The organism is Dietzia sp. UCD-THP (genome assembly GCF_000349585.1).
In the GTDB taxonomy this organism is placed as follows: domain Bacteria; phylum Actinomycetota; class Actinomycetes; order Mycobacteriales; family Mycobacteriaceae; genus Dietzia; species Dietzia natronolimnaea_A.
On record NZ_KB714668.1, the window covers coordinates 78,537 to 91,019 of the forward strand.

Consider the following 12,483-nt stretch of genomic DNA (forward strand, 5'->3'; position numbering starts at 1 on the left):
ATTTAACAGCGAAAGTCACACGAAGAGTGCATCAGGTACCTGCGAGACGGGGACGAGCTGGTTGTCGCCTCGATGGACCGTCTCGCCCGTTCCCTGGTTGATCTCAAGCAGATCGTCGGCGAGATCACCGCGAAGGGCGCGAGTGTGGAGTTCGTTCACGAGCGGGCCACCTATGCCGCCGGCGCCCAGGATCCTCGAGCGGATCTGATGCTGTCGCTGCTGGGGGCGTTCGCCGAGTTCGAGCGGGCCATTATTCGTGAACGCCAGGCTGAAGGCATCGCCATCGCCAAGACGAAGGGAAAGTACAAAGGGCGCAAACGCGTCCTGACCGACGAACAAATCGGCAAGGCCCGCGCCCGCATCGAGGCGGGGGAGGGGCCGTCGGCGATCGCCCGCGATCTCGGAGTCGGCCGGTCCACGCTGTACCGCGCCCTGCAACGTCGGCCTTCGTAGCCATCGATGATCGGCCTGTCTGCGCTGTTCAGGGACCAACCTGCAAGGAAGTGTCCGAGACTGGATCGGTGAGCGAAGTTCATCTCGAAGGCCGACTAATCTGTCGCGACGAGCGCGAAGCCACCCTTGTCGCTACCCACCTACCGCGTCATGTCGAGCTGACGCGAGCCGAGCCGGGCTGCAGGTCATTCTTAGTGATCCCGACCGAGGACAGTCTGGTCTGGCGTGTCGAGGAGGTCTTTGACGACGCCGCTTCGTTCCGCAGGCATCAGGACCGAGTTCAAGGCAGCCAGTGGGGTGCAGTTACGGCAAGCATCGAGCGTGACTACTCCGTCACGGGACTCTGATCGGACATGACGATTTTCGCGGCAGACGGTGCGATTGCAGCGGTCCCCCTGGCCTACGACATCATGTGGCTGCTCGCCGGCTTGGCGTGGCTGCTGATCCCGGTCCCGATCGCCGTCACGGAGCGGCGGCGGGGAGCGTCGTGGCCCGAGTCGTTTTTATGGTTCGTGGTGCCGTTGCTGCTGCCGGTCGTGGGGTTGATCCTCTGGGCTCTTCACCGAATCGCCGGCGCGAGGCGGGCGACCTCGCGGTAAGCACCGCGCCATCAGGGGGTACGAGGCCTGGGCCCGGTGTCGGAACTGGCCGAGTTAGGCATCCGAGTCAGCCTTCGAGAGGTAGCACTACTCACTGGGGCACGCGGCGTCGAATTCCTCCTGAGTGACAGAGGTCAGGCCATCGTCGATGCCGGTCACGACGGCGCCCGCCCGTGCGGCCATGAGTTCGTCGTACGTGACGGCCGCGCTGGAGAAGTACTTCTCAGGCCTAATGAAGGCGGGGCCTCCCTTGTCTTCGGGCCGCGCCGAGACGATGAAGAAGTGTGAAGGATCCTCCGGCAGGTCGAGCTGTTGATCCACCGCCCAAGGGGAAGGGGCCTGATCGCGAATCACGAATGATCCACCGACGGGTTCGTCGAGGGTGTAAGAGCCGATGACGGGATTCTCTTCGTCGCCTGCGAGGCCCTCGCGTCCGGCGACGATATCGACTCGTTCTGTCGAGTTCTCACAGGTGTTGACGTGAAACGACAGGTTGCCATTTCCGTCGTGGGACACACCCGTTCGCCCGCTCAGTTCGACGTTCACGTAGTTCCCACATGAGGTAAGCATGATCGCGGAGCTGGCCACCAGGAGCGTCGTGAGGGCCGGGTTTCGTTGCATCTGTCGATCCTGCCGCATCACCGCCGTAGTACACATAGGCAACGGCGAGGCCGCGTCGTCCCAGAACCCAGAACCCAGGAACTGGAACAGTCACCTACTCGTGCACCAGCCCCGGGCGCGCGAGGTCTCCCGTTTCAGTGCACGGCCTCCCGCACAGATTTTCGTGACGGCCCATTCTTCCGCTCGTCGGACGCTCGGGCTCGGCGAGGCTTGGTGGATGAGGCCCTACCGCGCGATTGTCGATGAGCTGCAAGCCTCTAATGAAGGCGGGCAACTATGGTGATCGGATGGCCAGCGGAGATGCCGATGCGGGCTCGGCGGCCGCTGGCCGATCGGGCGAGAGCGTTCTTCGTGGGTTGCTAGTTTCCCTCCTGCCGGCGGTCGGCCTGCTCGTGGGCCTCGTTGTCGGTTGGTACACGGTTACCTGGGCGGTCCAGACTTTCCGCGGCGTGTTCGCGGTTCCAGAACTGTCGGCGGTGCCGACGCAGGATCGAGCGCCTGGAGTGCCCGGTCCGACGGTGGGTTATTGGCTTTCGTGGGCAGTTCCCGTTGTAGCGGTGTACGCGGCCAGCGGGCTGCTGTTGTGGAGGTGGCGGCGCGGACGGCTCCTGACCGGATCGGCCGTAGCCGGCTTCAGTGTCGTGGTCTTGCTGATCGTGCCCGTGTGGGTATCTATCGAGGTTGGCGGTTTCGCGCCCAGCTGAGCTCACCCGGTACAGCCTGGACCATCGCCTTCGGCTGGTAGGAGGTGAAAATGACGGTGGTCACCTTCTTCGTCATCCTCGACGCCAGCGGTGCCGGTCCAGTCTGCTTCGTCCCGGACCGGCCTATTGATGAAAGAAACCGCGCAACGTCCCAAAACCAAGGAACTGGGACGGCCTACGCAGTTCTTAGGAATCGGGGGCGGGGGAGAGAGAGGAGACGCCCGCCGGTGGAGATGTTGGGGGCACGGCTCTCTTCGAGAAGTGCACGTTGGCGCGGCTACGCTCGGCGCATGTCCGATGCTCCACTTTCCCGAGTCAGCGTCCGGTTCGTGGCCGAGGACGGCCACGTCACGACTCTGGTGGTGGGCGACGCCATCGAGTGGCACCTACGCTTTCAGGCCTGAGGCGGTGCAACTGGCCATCCGACCGGTCACCGGTTCACCTGGATGGGTGCACCCTCAAGTTCCCAGTAGCGCTGAGCGCCTGAGAACGCCAGCTTGCTCCGTTGTTAACGCATACGACTTCTGCGACGATAACCGGGTTGAGACCGTCCCTCCCAGCAAGGAATTGATTATGCGCCGCACCCTTGCCACGCTCGCCGCCGTCACATTGGCCACTGCATCAATGCTTGTCGGTGTGGGACAAGCGAACGCTCAGGACGCCTGGCCCGTTGATCCCGGGCAGGGATCTCCCGTCCGGCCAGTCGACGTGACCAGCTTTGCGCTCACCCCTGACCGTCTGGAGTTCTACAATCCCTTCATCGGCCTGCCGAGAATCATCTCGCCGTTTGGCACGACCACGAAGATCGTGTGTACCGGGTTCCGCGGGTACGACAACTGCTGGCAGGCCGACCAAGCCGGGAACCCACACAAGCTGCGCCCCATTCTGGGCCTTGGATCGTCTACTCCAGCGTCCAACGTCTTCCTGTACCCGGGCATGATCCCCGGACTCTAACGAGATTCACCTCCTTCGTGAACTAATCGTTCAGTTTCGTGTCGTACCCGCATGGCACGGTGGATGTGAACGACGCAAACTGACGTTGCTCACTTCGTCGCCAAGGCGACTTCTCGACACAGGAGGCATGACGATGGCACGACTGGTCAAAGAGCTGACAGGCCCGAACGAAACTGGGCGTTGGGGCGCCTCAGCAACCGATCTCGGGTTCCCGGCGATCACCAACCACGGGTACACGATCACGATCTTCGGCGACACCTTCGTCGACCACGTCGGCGGCAGCGGCTGGAGGTCTCCAGTCGGGTTTCGCCAGTCCAACCCAGACATTGAGAACGGCATCCGGTGGGACAACGCCATCGGCGGCGCCTACGCCAAAGAGATGATCAACTATCAGCACCGCGGAACGGTCCATGCTGGCGAGCTCCCGGACGGCTTCACCAACATTCCGAACGACCTGATCCACCTGCCCGACGGCCGGTACATGATGACAACTTTCGCGATCCGGTCCTGGGATCCGATCTCGCCCGGCGGGAGCTGGGCGACCTTCCACTCGCGCATGTGGACCTCGACCGAAGCCCACGCCGAGAACTGGGAACGCACGTGGGATCTGGAGGTCAATCGCGAGAACTTCGACTTCCCTAACGTGGGGGAGTGGAGTCACTTCCAGAACAACACGATGCTCATGCTCCCCGGCGAACCTTGGGTTTACATCTACGGCACCAACGAGGGCCGTTGGAACGGCGGCGGCATCCATCTCGTGCGCGTGGACTGGCGCAGCATGTGGAACCGTTCAACCTATGAGTTCTGGGGTCGAGACGGCGGCGGAACATGGGCATGGCGCCGCGGTGGTTTCACGACCCCGATCCTCACCCCCACGGTTCCTAACAACGCCATCGGCGAGCTCTCCGCTCAAGTCATCGACGGACGAGTCGTGCTCTCGTACTGCGACGGCATCCTTGGCGCCGTCACCCGGACCGCTCCTCGCCCGGAAGGCCTATGGACGATGCCCGCCATTCAGGTCACCGGAGTCGAGCAGCCAGCCCTTTACGCGCCGGCGATCCATCCGTACAGCAACTTGGGCCGTGCGCAAATGCTGCTGTCAGCGTGGCCGCAGGTGAATGGCCAGACGCTCTACTACGGCACGAGGCAATGGGAGGTCAGCCTCTTCGGTGGAGGGTCCGGCTCCCTGAGTTCCTCTCCGACGGCGCGGGCAGCGACCGAGAACCTGTCCTCCGAGTCCAGTCACGTGACCGAGGAGTACACGGGGGACCTGGCGCCTGACGTCTCTCAGCTCCCCGTGGCCGAGCAGGTCGCGGTTCTCGCGGACGCAGTCGACGCCGAGGTCGATCATGATTGGCTCCGCTCTGCCTTACAAGGAGAACTCGAGGACGATCGCACAACCCCGGCCGATCACGAAAACTATGACCCGATGACCGCGGAGTAGGCCCTTCTCGAGCGGACTCCTCGGCGGTGCGCCCCTTGGCCCGGGCGTCCCGGGCGGTGTCGCTTTTCCGCAATGTCTGTCGGATCAATTAGTGGCCGCCCAGAACGGGTGCAGTTCTGGGCGGCAGCAATGCCAGCGTTGCGTCCGTCGTCACCGCACTCAGATCCACAGCATCCGGGAACAGGAAACGTTACGTGTTTCCGGCGTTCCCCGACCCAAGTCCGAACGGATGGGGGAGTCGCCGTCGGCGAGCACGCTCCAGCCGCCACGCAGCCAACCAAGTAGGGGAGCCGTTACTCCTCGGGCTCCTGCGCTGGCGCCGCGACGTCGTTGGCCTCGCGGGCTTCGCCCTGAACGGCCACGGCGCATACCCAGACGCCCTCGCCGAACTGCCCACCAACTGCCCTGAATAGCGTACACAGAACGGTTAACTATCTGTCCACCCTAAACCAGTAGGTGCCGTCCACGATTTCTGAATTTGCCAAGTTGATGCCCGGCTCTCCAATTGTGAAAGCTGCAAGTTCGCTTGCATACCTCGCTAAGTGGTCGGTGTGCGCCTTGATAACGGAGGCGTCAATTCGAAGAGCAATAGCAAATTTCAATTCGCCAAAACTATATTTGATCCATGCGCTGCCATCGCCAAGTACTCCAGCGTCGCGTACGCCTACGCACCAGCATTCGGTTAATGTGTTAGTGCGAATCTCGTTCAGCAAGTAACAAAGGAAGCGCGACGGCATATCTCGGTTGGCGTCGTCGCAGTACCGCGACTGCAATTCGCGATGGCATTGGGTGATGAATGGAAAAGCCCGCGAGTGCTCATTTTCTGAAAACGTGTCAGTCCAGTGGTTCTCGGTTGGCCCGTCTTGGTTCATAACTTTGCCGCTCTAATGTAATGGTAACTTTAGGATTCAATATCTGTCGCACAAAAGCGTAACCTGGGCAACGCCGGTGTCGGGGCATCGCTCAACTGCGATGCCCCGACGGGTTACCTAGTTAGTTGTACGGTGGCGGAGTATCGTCAGGATGTGGAGGGACTGCGTAGCCTACCCAAATCGGACACAGTTGGTCGCTAGGCGGCGTATTCTCACAGTAGATACTGAGATTGCCTAGCATCTCGCTGCCAGGCGGGGTGTTCTGGGTGGTTGATCGCACTTCGATAGAGCGAACCCGCTTACTTTCCCATTGACTGCAATCGACGGGAATTGAGTTAATGACACGACATGTCAAGCGGTCGAACCAGTTTGTGAATACTCCAGCGGTGGGATTCGACTGAGACTCGTTACAGCCCCCCGCGTTTCCTACCGTCGCCTTCCATATGTTTCTGTTCCATACCCAGTGCTTACCCCGTGCCTTATCGTAGCCAAACGGTTGGTCTCCCGTTGCCCCATCGAACCAGTACCCTCGTCGGAGAATACTGGATGAGTATGTTCCACCTTGGGGCGTTTTCCAAGTGTCACACCTAGCAATTCGGCTCGTGGCCATTTGCTCTCCCGTGTACGACCACGGAGGCGCAGCGGCTGCCACCATTTGTGGTGGTTCCTCGTTTATCGTATCGGGATCTGACGGAGTTACGTTGCCTTCATCGCCCACTGTCCCACTTGGTTGTATAGCCTCGGTGGACGTCTGGGCGATAGCTTCGGGTCCTGTCGCTGCCACCGATAAAATGAGTGCCGCTATCGAGGCGATGACGAGAGGAAGGCGGGCTCTCCGTCCAATTTGCTTGGTTTTACCTGCCTCGTACATATGCTTCTCCGTCCGTCCCGAATCGACCGATTGCGTTTTGGAAGACCTGCTCTTGTGGTTCGCCAGGGATTCGTAGTCTTGGCGCCGCCTGTTGTCCCCGCGCTAGTACGGAAATGTCGGAGTCTGGGATGTTGTTTCCTGCAGGAAGTCCCATCAGTCCAGTCTCGAATCCGTACGCTCCCCAAATCGCCATCATCTCTCTCGTCAGGTCGTGCCCGCCAGTTGGCTGAGCCCAATAGACAGACCCGTTCTCGAAGTGGTTAAAACGAGCTGCTCCGTTCGGGGTGGATAGTTCGTCGGTCGTGGGGTATCCGAGGTAGCTGGCTTCCCATTCGAGTTCTCCCCAGCGTGCGCCGATTTGTCCGCCAATCTGGTGGGCTCCTGTGTTGGGGTGCCAGTAGATGCTGGAGTCGTGTTGGAATGCTTGTCGTTTCCCGATTCCGTCGGGGTTGGTGATTTCGTCGGTGATCGGGTAGCCGAGTGGTCCGGGGTCGTATCCGAATTGGGCCCATTTGCTTCCGATGGCGCCGCCGACCGGGTGGGCGTCGGTGTCGGGGTGCCAGTAGATGGTGGCGTCGCCTTGGAATGAGGTGCGCTTTCCGATGCCGTCAGCGTTGGTGAGTTCGTCTGATGTCGGCGGGCCGAGGAACCCTCCCGGGCCACCGAGCTGGTGGTACTTGTCCAGGATGCGGCCGCAGACGGTGAAGTTGCGACCGAAGTTCGGGTTCCAGAAGGCTGCGCAGGCCGTTGTGTGGAACCTCGGTGAGGGGGTTGCCTGGTCTCGGCGCTGCTCGGGTGGCGTGTCCTGAGACGGAGGGCCTGCGGCGGGGGAGGAGGGGCTCGGATTCGTGGACGGTGCAGTCGGCACCGGTGGTGACGTCGTTGCCGGTGCCTCACTGCGGGCGGTGGTGGCTGGTTGAGCCCCTGCCACCAGGGTTGGGGCCGCGATCACCATGGTGGCTGTGGCCGCTGTTGCGACGAGCCGCAGCAAGCGGGGGACTTCTTGGTCGCGATCTCATGCGAGACCTCCTGAGGGGCGGAAAACTGTACGGGGAGAATCAAACTCCGATGTGACGCCGCTCACATTGAACTTTCGTGTTCCCATCCGCCCCAGGAGTATCACCGCTGGTGAACGGTCGTAACAATGTTGGTTCGAGTCACAATCGATATCGCCCAGAGACCAAAGTTCCCGCATTGCTACGGGTCTGGCGCCGCATAGGAGGGGCTCGGCGGCATCGTTTCGCGCCGAGTGGTACCTCGACGTTGCACGACTCGGTGGCGCTCTTCTACACCGCGGCCCGACGCCGATCGCGCACAGCAGTCGCTGATTCCGCAGGCCCGGCCGGAGATCGCAGAACTACACAGGAGAGACGCTCATGCAGGGATGATTCATCTGACGCTATACGCAAACTACAACTTTACATAAGACCTGGTTACCGGCCGTGGTGTACGTGCCATAGATGGGTAGGCATCCAGCCACCTGCATTCTGGCAGCGACTCACTTTCGCGGGCTGCAGCTGCGTGGTCCGCGTAGCGACTCCGGCCGGATTGCCTACTGGTGAAACGGCTACCGCTCCGGGTGGCCTCAGGCCAAGTCTAGGAAGCGGCGTAGGTCGACGAACGTCTCGTGCACGACTGAGTAGTGTGCCCACTTGCCGCGCTGGTCTCGGGTCAAGAGTCCTGCGTCGACGAGTTTCTTGAGGTGGTGGCTGATCGTGGGCTGGCTGATGTCGACCACGTCGAGTAAGTCGCACGCGCACACCGACTCGCAGCCTTGCGCGGCGATGTGGGACAGCAGTCGCAGGCGTGTCGGGTCCGCCAGTGCTTTGAGCGTGCGCGCCATCTGATCTGCGGTCTCGGCGGTGATCGGAGCTGATGACAGGGGGCAGCACTCGTTCTGCGTCCGAGTCGGAAGGACGTCGTTTGCTGAAGTCATTTCCTCGATCACCTCACCTTGAACAATACATTGACACATGCCGATATGTGAGCATAGCCTCCAGCATAGACGTTCATCGATATGAGGGAGTTTCGTGCCAATGAGCACCACCACAGCCCGGGCTGTTGCGCCGGTCGCCAAGAAGATGTCGTTTCTCGACCGCTACTTGGCCGCATGGATCCTCGTGGCCATGGCCGCCGGCCTGCTGCTCGGGCGCTTCGTCCCAGGCCTGGATGCCGCATTGGACTCGGTGAAGATCGGCGGCATCTCGGTGCCGATCGCGATCGGCCTGCTGGTGATGATGTATCCCGTCCTGGCGAAGGTGCGCTACGACGAGACCCACAGGGTGACCGGCGACCGCAAACTCCTCACGCTATCGTTGATCCTGAACTGGATCCTCGGGCCGGCATTCATGTTCGCGTTGGCGTGGATCTTCCTGCCGGATCTTCCCGAGTTTCGTACCGGGTTGATCATCGTGGGACTCGCCCGGTGCATCGCGATGGTGTTCATCTGGAACGACCTGGCGTGCGGGGACCGGGAGGCCGCCGCGGTACTGGTGGCGATCAACTCGGTGTTCCAGGTCGTGGCGTTCGGCGCCCTGGGCTGGTTCTACCTGCAGCTGCTCCCCTCCTGGCTCGGACTGGAGACCACCTCAGCGCAGTTCTCCGTGTGGTCCATCGTGATCTCCGTGCTGGTCTTCCTCGGCATCCCCCTGCTGGCCGGTTTCCTCACCCGAGTGCTGGGGGAGAGGGCGAAAGGACGGCACTGGTACGAGGAGACCTTCCTCCCCCGGATCGGCCCGTGGGCCCTGTACGGGTTGCTGTTCACCATCGTGTTGCTGTTCGCCATGCAGGGCGAGGCGATAACCTCGCAGCCGCTGGACGTGGCCCGGATGGCCGCGCCGCTACTGCTGTACTTCGTCCTGATGTTCTTCTTCAGCTGGTTCGTCTCCAAGGCGGTGGGGCTGAACTACGCCAAGTCGACCAGCGTCGCCTTCACCGCCTCGGGCAACAACTTCGAACTCGCGATCGCAGTGTCGATCGGCACCTTCGGTATCGCCTCGGGCCAGGCCCTGGCGGGTGTGGTCGGCCCGCTGATCGAGGTTCCTGTTCTGATCGGGCTCGTCTACGTCGCGCTCTGGGCCGGACCGAAACTGTTCCCGGGAGACCCAACCCTCCCGCCATCTCGCACGGACCCGGCCCGCAACACCGAAGGAGCCCGGCCATGACCAACACTCCCAGCGTCTTGTTCGTGTGCGTCAAGAACGGCGGCAAGTCCCAGATGGCAGCAGCGCTCATGCGCCTGCACACCGGGGAGGCGATCGAGGTCCACTCCGCGGGCACCCGGCCCGGTTCCGCGGTCAACGCCCTAGCCGCGGAAGCGGTCGCCGAGCTCAGCGCCGACATGTCCGACCAGACACCCACGGCCATCGATCCCGACCTGCTCCGGCGGGTGGACCGGGTGATCGTTCTGGGAGAGGAAGCCCAGGTCGAACCGGTCGACGGGATGGCGGGCACGATCGAGGTGTGGAACACCGACGAGCCCTCCGCCCGCGGAATCGAGGGGATGGAGCGGATGCGGTTGGTCCGCGACGACATCGACCACCGAGTACGCGATCTGCTCGCAGAGATCACCAATGGCAAGCCATGCGTGTTGTTCGTCTGTGTCCACAATGCCGGGCGTTCCCAGATGGCCGCCGGCTACCTCTCGCATCTGGCGGGGGACCGGATCGAGGTCCTCTCCGCCGGTTCGCAGCCAGCCGAGCAGCTCAATCCCGTCGCGGTGGAGGTGATGGCAGAAGAAGGCATCGACATCACCACCGCCACACCGAAGGTGCTGACCACCGACGCGGTCAAGGCCGCCGACGTGGTCATCACGATGGGCTGCGGAGACACCTGCCCGGTCTTCCCGGGAAAGCGGTACGAGGACTGGGAACTGGCCGATCCAGCCGGTCAGGGCAAGGACGCTGTCCGCCCGATCCGCGACGACATCAAGCGGCGCATCACCACCCTGATCGCCGAACTGGCACCGAAGGAGAACACCCAATGAGCACGAACTTCAACGAGCTTCCGGTAGTAGTCATCGGCGCCGGCCCCGTGGGGCTGGCCACGGCCGCGCACCTGCGAGAACGGGGTCTGACCCCGTTAGTGCTCGAGGCCGGCGCCACCATCGGCGCCGCTATCGAGCAGTGGGGGCACACCCGCCTGTTCTCGCCCTGGCAGTACGACATCGACAGCGCCGCCCGACGCCTACTCGAGCCCACCGGCTGGACCGAGCCCGACCCGGACGCTCTGCCCACGGGGCACGAGCTGATCAAGCACTACCTGGCCCCGCTCGCCAAGCTCCTGGGCGACGATGTCATCCGCACCGGCGCCCGCGTGGTGGCGGTTTCCAGAGAAGGAATCGACAAGACCCGCTCGGCGGGCCGCGAGCAGACCCCGTTCCTGGTCCGAGTCCAGGCCGCTGATGGCGCCGTGACCGATGTGCGGGCCCGCAGCGTCATCGACGCCTCCGGAACCTGGGGCCAGCCCAATCCGCTCGGCCGCTCCGGTCTACCCGCACCCGGTGAGAACGCGGCGATCGACAAGGGCCTGATCACCGCGCCGCTTCCGGCCGTGACCGGGTCAGAGCGCGACCGTTTCGCCGGACGTCACGTCCTGGTCGTGGGGGCCGGACACTCGGCCGCCAACACCCTGCTCGACCTGGTTGACCTCGCGAAGCAGGACCCTGCAACGCGGATCAGCTGGGCGGTGCGCACCCCTGAGGTGTCGAGCGTCTACGGAGGCGAGGACCGCGATGAACTGGCGGCCCGCGGAGCGCTCGGCACCCGCCTGCGCGAAGCCGTCGAGTCCGGAGTGATCGAGGTCCACACCTCCTTCACCATCAACGAATTCACCCCGAAGACCGACAATCTGACCGTGCACGCCAGCACCCCACAGGGTCCCACTCGACTCGAGGTGGACCTACTCGTCCCGGCCACCGGATTCCGCCCCGACCTGTCCATCCTGTCCGAGCTTCGGCTCGCTCTCGACCCGGCCGTGGACGCTCCGTATCAGCTCGGGCCGCTGATCGATCCGGAGTTCCACTCCTGCGGAAGCGTGGCACCGCACGGCGAGAGCCTGCTGGCGCATCCCGAGACCGGCTTCTACATCGTGGGAATGAAAAGCTACGGCCGGGCACCAACGTTCCTCATGGCCACCGGCTATGAGCAGGTCCGTTCCATCGCCGCCGCACTCGCCGGTGACCGGGCCGCCGCCGATGATGTGCACCTCGACCTGCCCGAGACCGGAGTCTGCTCCACCGACCTCGGTGGCTCGTGCGATGCACCGGCAACCCCACAACTGATCTCGCTCGGCGCCACCACCTCCACCTCTTCCTGCTGCTGAAAGGTCCCCGCCATGACTATCGACGCACCCGAATTGGACGTCCACGTCCTGCAGCGCACGGCCGATGACCTCGCTCGAACGTACGAGGGCATGTTCTCGGCCGAGACCATAGAGCGGTACGTCTTCGAGTCCTACACCGCGCTGGCTCGCACGGCGACGATCAAGCGGTATCTCGCGGCGCTGGCCCGAAACTTCGCCTCAGACAGGCTCCGTGCACTGGCGTTGTCACAGGGCAAGATCCAGTCGACCGTCCCACAAGTGCTGTTCGTGTGTGTCCACAATGCCGGCCGCTCCCAGATTGCCGCGGCCCTGCTCAAGCACTACGCCGGTAGCGGCGTCGAGGTCCGGTCAGCTGGCTCACTCCCGGCCTCTGAGGTCGACCCTGTCGTGGTGGAGACCTTGGCATCGCGCGGAATCGACATGGCGGGGGCGTTCCCGAAGCCACTGACTGATGACGTGGTGCGGGCTGCCGACTACGTCATCACGATGGGGTGTGGGGATGCCTGCCCGGTGTATCCGGGCAAGAACTATCTGGACTGGGACCTTGTCGACCCCGCGGAGCAGACTCCGGAGATCACCCGCCAGATCGTCGACGACATCGACGATCGAGTCCGCGCCTGGTGGGCCACGGTTCACAGGTGAC

The 12,483-nt window shown here is 63.1% G+C and carries 13 protein-coding genes and 2 pseudogenes; 11 read left to right on the top strand and 4 right to left on the bottom strand.

Features of this window, described 5'->3' with window-relative positions; genetic code table 11:
* Window positions 1-6 precede the first annotated feature (6 nt).
* The 3 genes and pseudogenes from H483_RS37530 to H483_RS37540 all read left to right on the top strand — a co-directional run.
* A pseudogene (locus tag H483_RS37530) lies at window positions 7-453 on the top strand (recombinase family protein); the annotation flags it as partial.
* A 68-nt stretch (window positions 454-521) separates the two neighbouring features.
* Window positions 522-800, top strand: coding sequence for a putative quinol monooxygenase (locus H483_RS37535; RefSeq protein ID WP_031265402.1), 279 nt, complete (start codon window positions 522-524; stop codon window positions 798-800).
* 6 nt (window positions 801-806) lie between these two features.
* Window positions 807-1,052 carry a hypothetical protein gene (locus H483_RS37540; protein ID WP_017838556.1) on the top strand — a complete coding sequence of 82 codons (246 nt, stop codon included), beginning with the start codon at window positions 807-809 and terminating at the stop codon, window positions 1,050-1,052.
* A gap of 87 nt (window positions 1,053-1,139) precedes the next feature.
* On the opposite strand, the gene H483_RS37545 is transcribed toward H483_RS37540, so the two are convergent.
* A complete protein-coding gene (locus tag H483_RS37545) occupies window positions 1,140-1,673 on the bottom strand; it encodes a hypothetical protein (RefSeq protein ID WP_017838557.1) in 534 nt (177 codons plus the stop codon).
* A gap of 287 nt (window positions 1,674-1,960) precedes the next feature.
* On the opposite strand from H483_RS37545, the gene H483_RS38310 reads away from it, so the two are divergent.
* From H483_RS38310 to H483_RS37555, 3 genes are all read left to right on the top strand, one after another.
* Entirely contained in the window at window positions 1,961-2,377 is a 417-nt protein-coding gene (locus H483_RS38310; protein WP_017838558.1) for a hypothetical protein, read from the top strand.
* Between the two features lie 573 nt (window positions 2,378-2,950).
* The gene (locus H483_RS37550; protein WP_017838560.1) at window positions 2,951-3,331 is read left to right on the top strand and encodes a hypothetical protein; all 381 of its coding nucleotides are present in this window, start codon (window positions 2,951-2,953) and stop codon (window positions 3,329-3,331) included.
* Between the two features lie 127 nt (window positions 3,332-3,458).
* Window positions 3,459-4,775, top strand: a complete 1,317-nt coding sequence (locus tag H483_RS37555; RefSeq protein ID WP_017838561.1) for a DUF4185 domain-containing protein — start codon at window positions 3,459-3,461, stop codon at window positions 4,773-4,775.
* A 431-nt stretch (window positions 4,776-5,206) separates the two neighbouring features.
* Here H483_RS37555 and H483_RS39370 read toward each other — a convergent pair whose 3' ends face one another.
* The 3 genes from H483_RS39370 to H483_RS37560 all read right to left on the bottom strand — a co-directional run bounded on the left by H483_RS39370 (window position 5,207) and on the right by H483_RS37560 (window position 8,466).
* Entirely contained in the window at window positions 5,207-5,647 is a 441-nt protein-coding gene (locus H483_RS39370; RefSeq protein ID WP_143337767.1) for a hypothetical protein, read from the bottom strand.
* An 854-nt stretch (window positions 5,648-6,501) separates the two neighbouring features.
* Window positions 6,502-7,473, bottom strand: a complete 972-nt coding sequence (locus H483_RS40645; protein WP_081615256.1) for an LGFP repeat-containing protein — start codon at window positions 7,471-7,473, stop codon at window positions 6,502-6,504.
* 630 nt (window positions 7,474-8,103) lie between these two features.
* Entirely contained in the window at window positions 8,104-8,466 is a 363-nt protein-coding gene (locus H483_RS37560; protein ID WP_238556426.1) for a metalloregulator ArsR/SmtB family transcription factor, read from the bottom strand.
* 88 nt (window positions 8,467-8,554) lie between these two features.
* On the opposite strand from H483_RS37560, the gene arsB reads away from it, so the two are divergent.
* The 5 genes and pseudogenes from arsB to H483_RS37575 all read left to right on the top strand — a co-directional run bounded on the left by arsB (window position 8,555) and on the right by H483_RS37575 (window position 12,482).
* The gene (gene arsB, locus H483_RS37565) at window positions 8,555-9,682 is read left to right on the top strand and encodes an ACR3 family arsenite efflux transporter (RefSeq protein WP_017838563.1); all 1,128 of its coding nucleotides are present in this window, start codon (window positions 8,555-8,557) and stop codon (window positions 9,680-9,682) included.
* Window positions 9,679-10,065: pseudogene (locus H483_RS40295) on the top strand (low molecular weight phosphatase family protein); the annotation flags it as partial. The gene arsB and the pseudogene H483_RS40295, both read left to right, overlap by 4 nt.
* An 18-nt stretch (window positions 10,066-10,083) precedes the next feature.
* Window positions 10,084-10,503 carry an arsenate reductase ArsC gene (locus H483_RS40300; RefSeq protein WP_256378867.1) on the top strand — a complete coding sequence of 140 codons (420 nt, stop codon included), beginning with the start codon at window positions 10,084-10,086 and terminating at the stop codon, window positions 10,501-10,503.
* A complete protein-coding gene (locus tag H483_RS37570) occupies window positions 10,500-11,840 on the top strand; it encodes an FAD-dependent oxidoreductase (RefSeq protein ID WP_017838565.1) in 1,341 nt (446 codons plus the stop codon). Before H483_RS40300 ends, H483_RS37570 begins: the two co-directional genes overlap by 4 nt.
* Before the next feature lie 12 nt (window positions 11,841-11,852).
* Entirely contained in the window at window positions 11,853-12,482 is a 630-nt protein-coding gene (locus H483_RS37575) for an arsenate reductase ArsC (protein ID WP_017838566.1), read from the top strand.
* The last annotated feature ends 1 nt before the right edge of the window (window position 12,483 follow it).

What these genes read in the sequence shown, in the direction of transcription:
- H483_RS37540 (WP_017838556.1), top strand. Translation starts at nt 807, where the DNA reads ATGACGATTTTCGCGGCAGACGGTGCGATTGCAGCGGTCCCCCTGGCC.
- H483_RS37545 (WP_017838557.1), bottom strand. Translation starts at nt 1,673, where the DNA reads ATGCAACGAAACCCGGCCCTCACGACGCTCCTGGTGGCCAGCTCCGCG.
- H483_RS38310 (WP_017838558.1), top strand. Translation starts at nt 1,961, where the DNA reads ATGGCCAGCGGAGATGCCGATGCGGGCTCGGCGGCCGCTGGCCGATCG.
- H483_RS37550 (WP_017838560.1), top strand. Translation starts at nt 2,951, where the DNA reads ATGCGCCGCACCCTTGCCACGCTCGCCGCCGTCACATTGGCCACTGCA.
- H483_RS37555 (WP_017838561.1), top strand. Translation starts at nt 3,459, where the DNA reads ATGACGATGGCACGACTGGTCAAAGAGCTGACAGGCCCGAACGAAACT.
- H483_RS39370 (WP_143337767.1), bottom strand. Translation starts at nt 5,647, where the DNA reads ATGAACCAAGACGGGCCAACCGAGAACCACTGGACTGACACGTTTTCA.
- H483_RS40645 (WP_081615256.1), bottom strand. Translation starts at nt 7,473, where the DNA reads ATGGTGATCGCGGCCCCAACCCTGGTGGCAGGGGCTCAACCAGCCACC.
- arsB (WP_017838563.1), top strand. Translation starts at nt 8,555, where the DNA reads ATGAGCACCACCACAGCCCGGGCTGTTGCGCCGGTCGCCAAGAAGATG.
- H483_RS37570 (WP_017838565.1), top strand. Translation starts at nt 10,500, where the DNA reads ATGAGCACGAACTTCAACGAGCTTCCGGTAGTAGTCATCGGCGCCGGC.
- H483_RS37575 (WP_017838566.1), top strand. Translation starts at nt 11,853, where the DNA reads ATGACTATCGACGCACCCGAATTGGACGTCCACGTCCTGCAGCGCACG.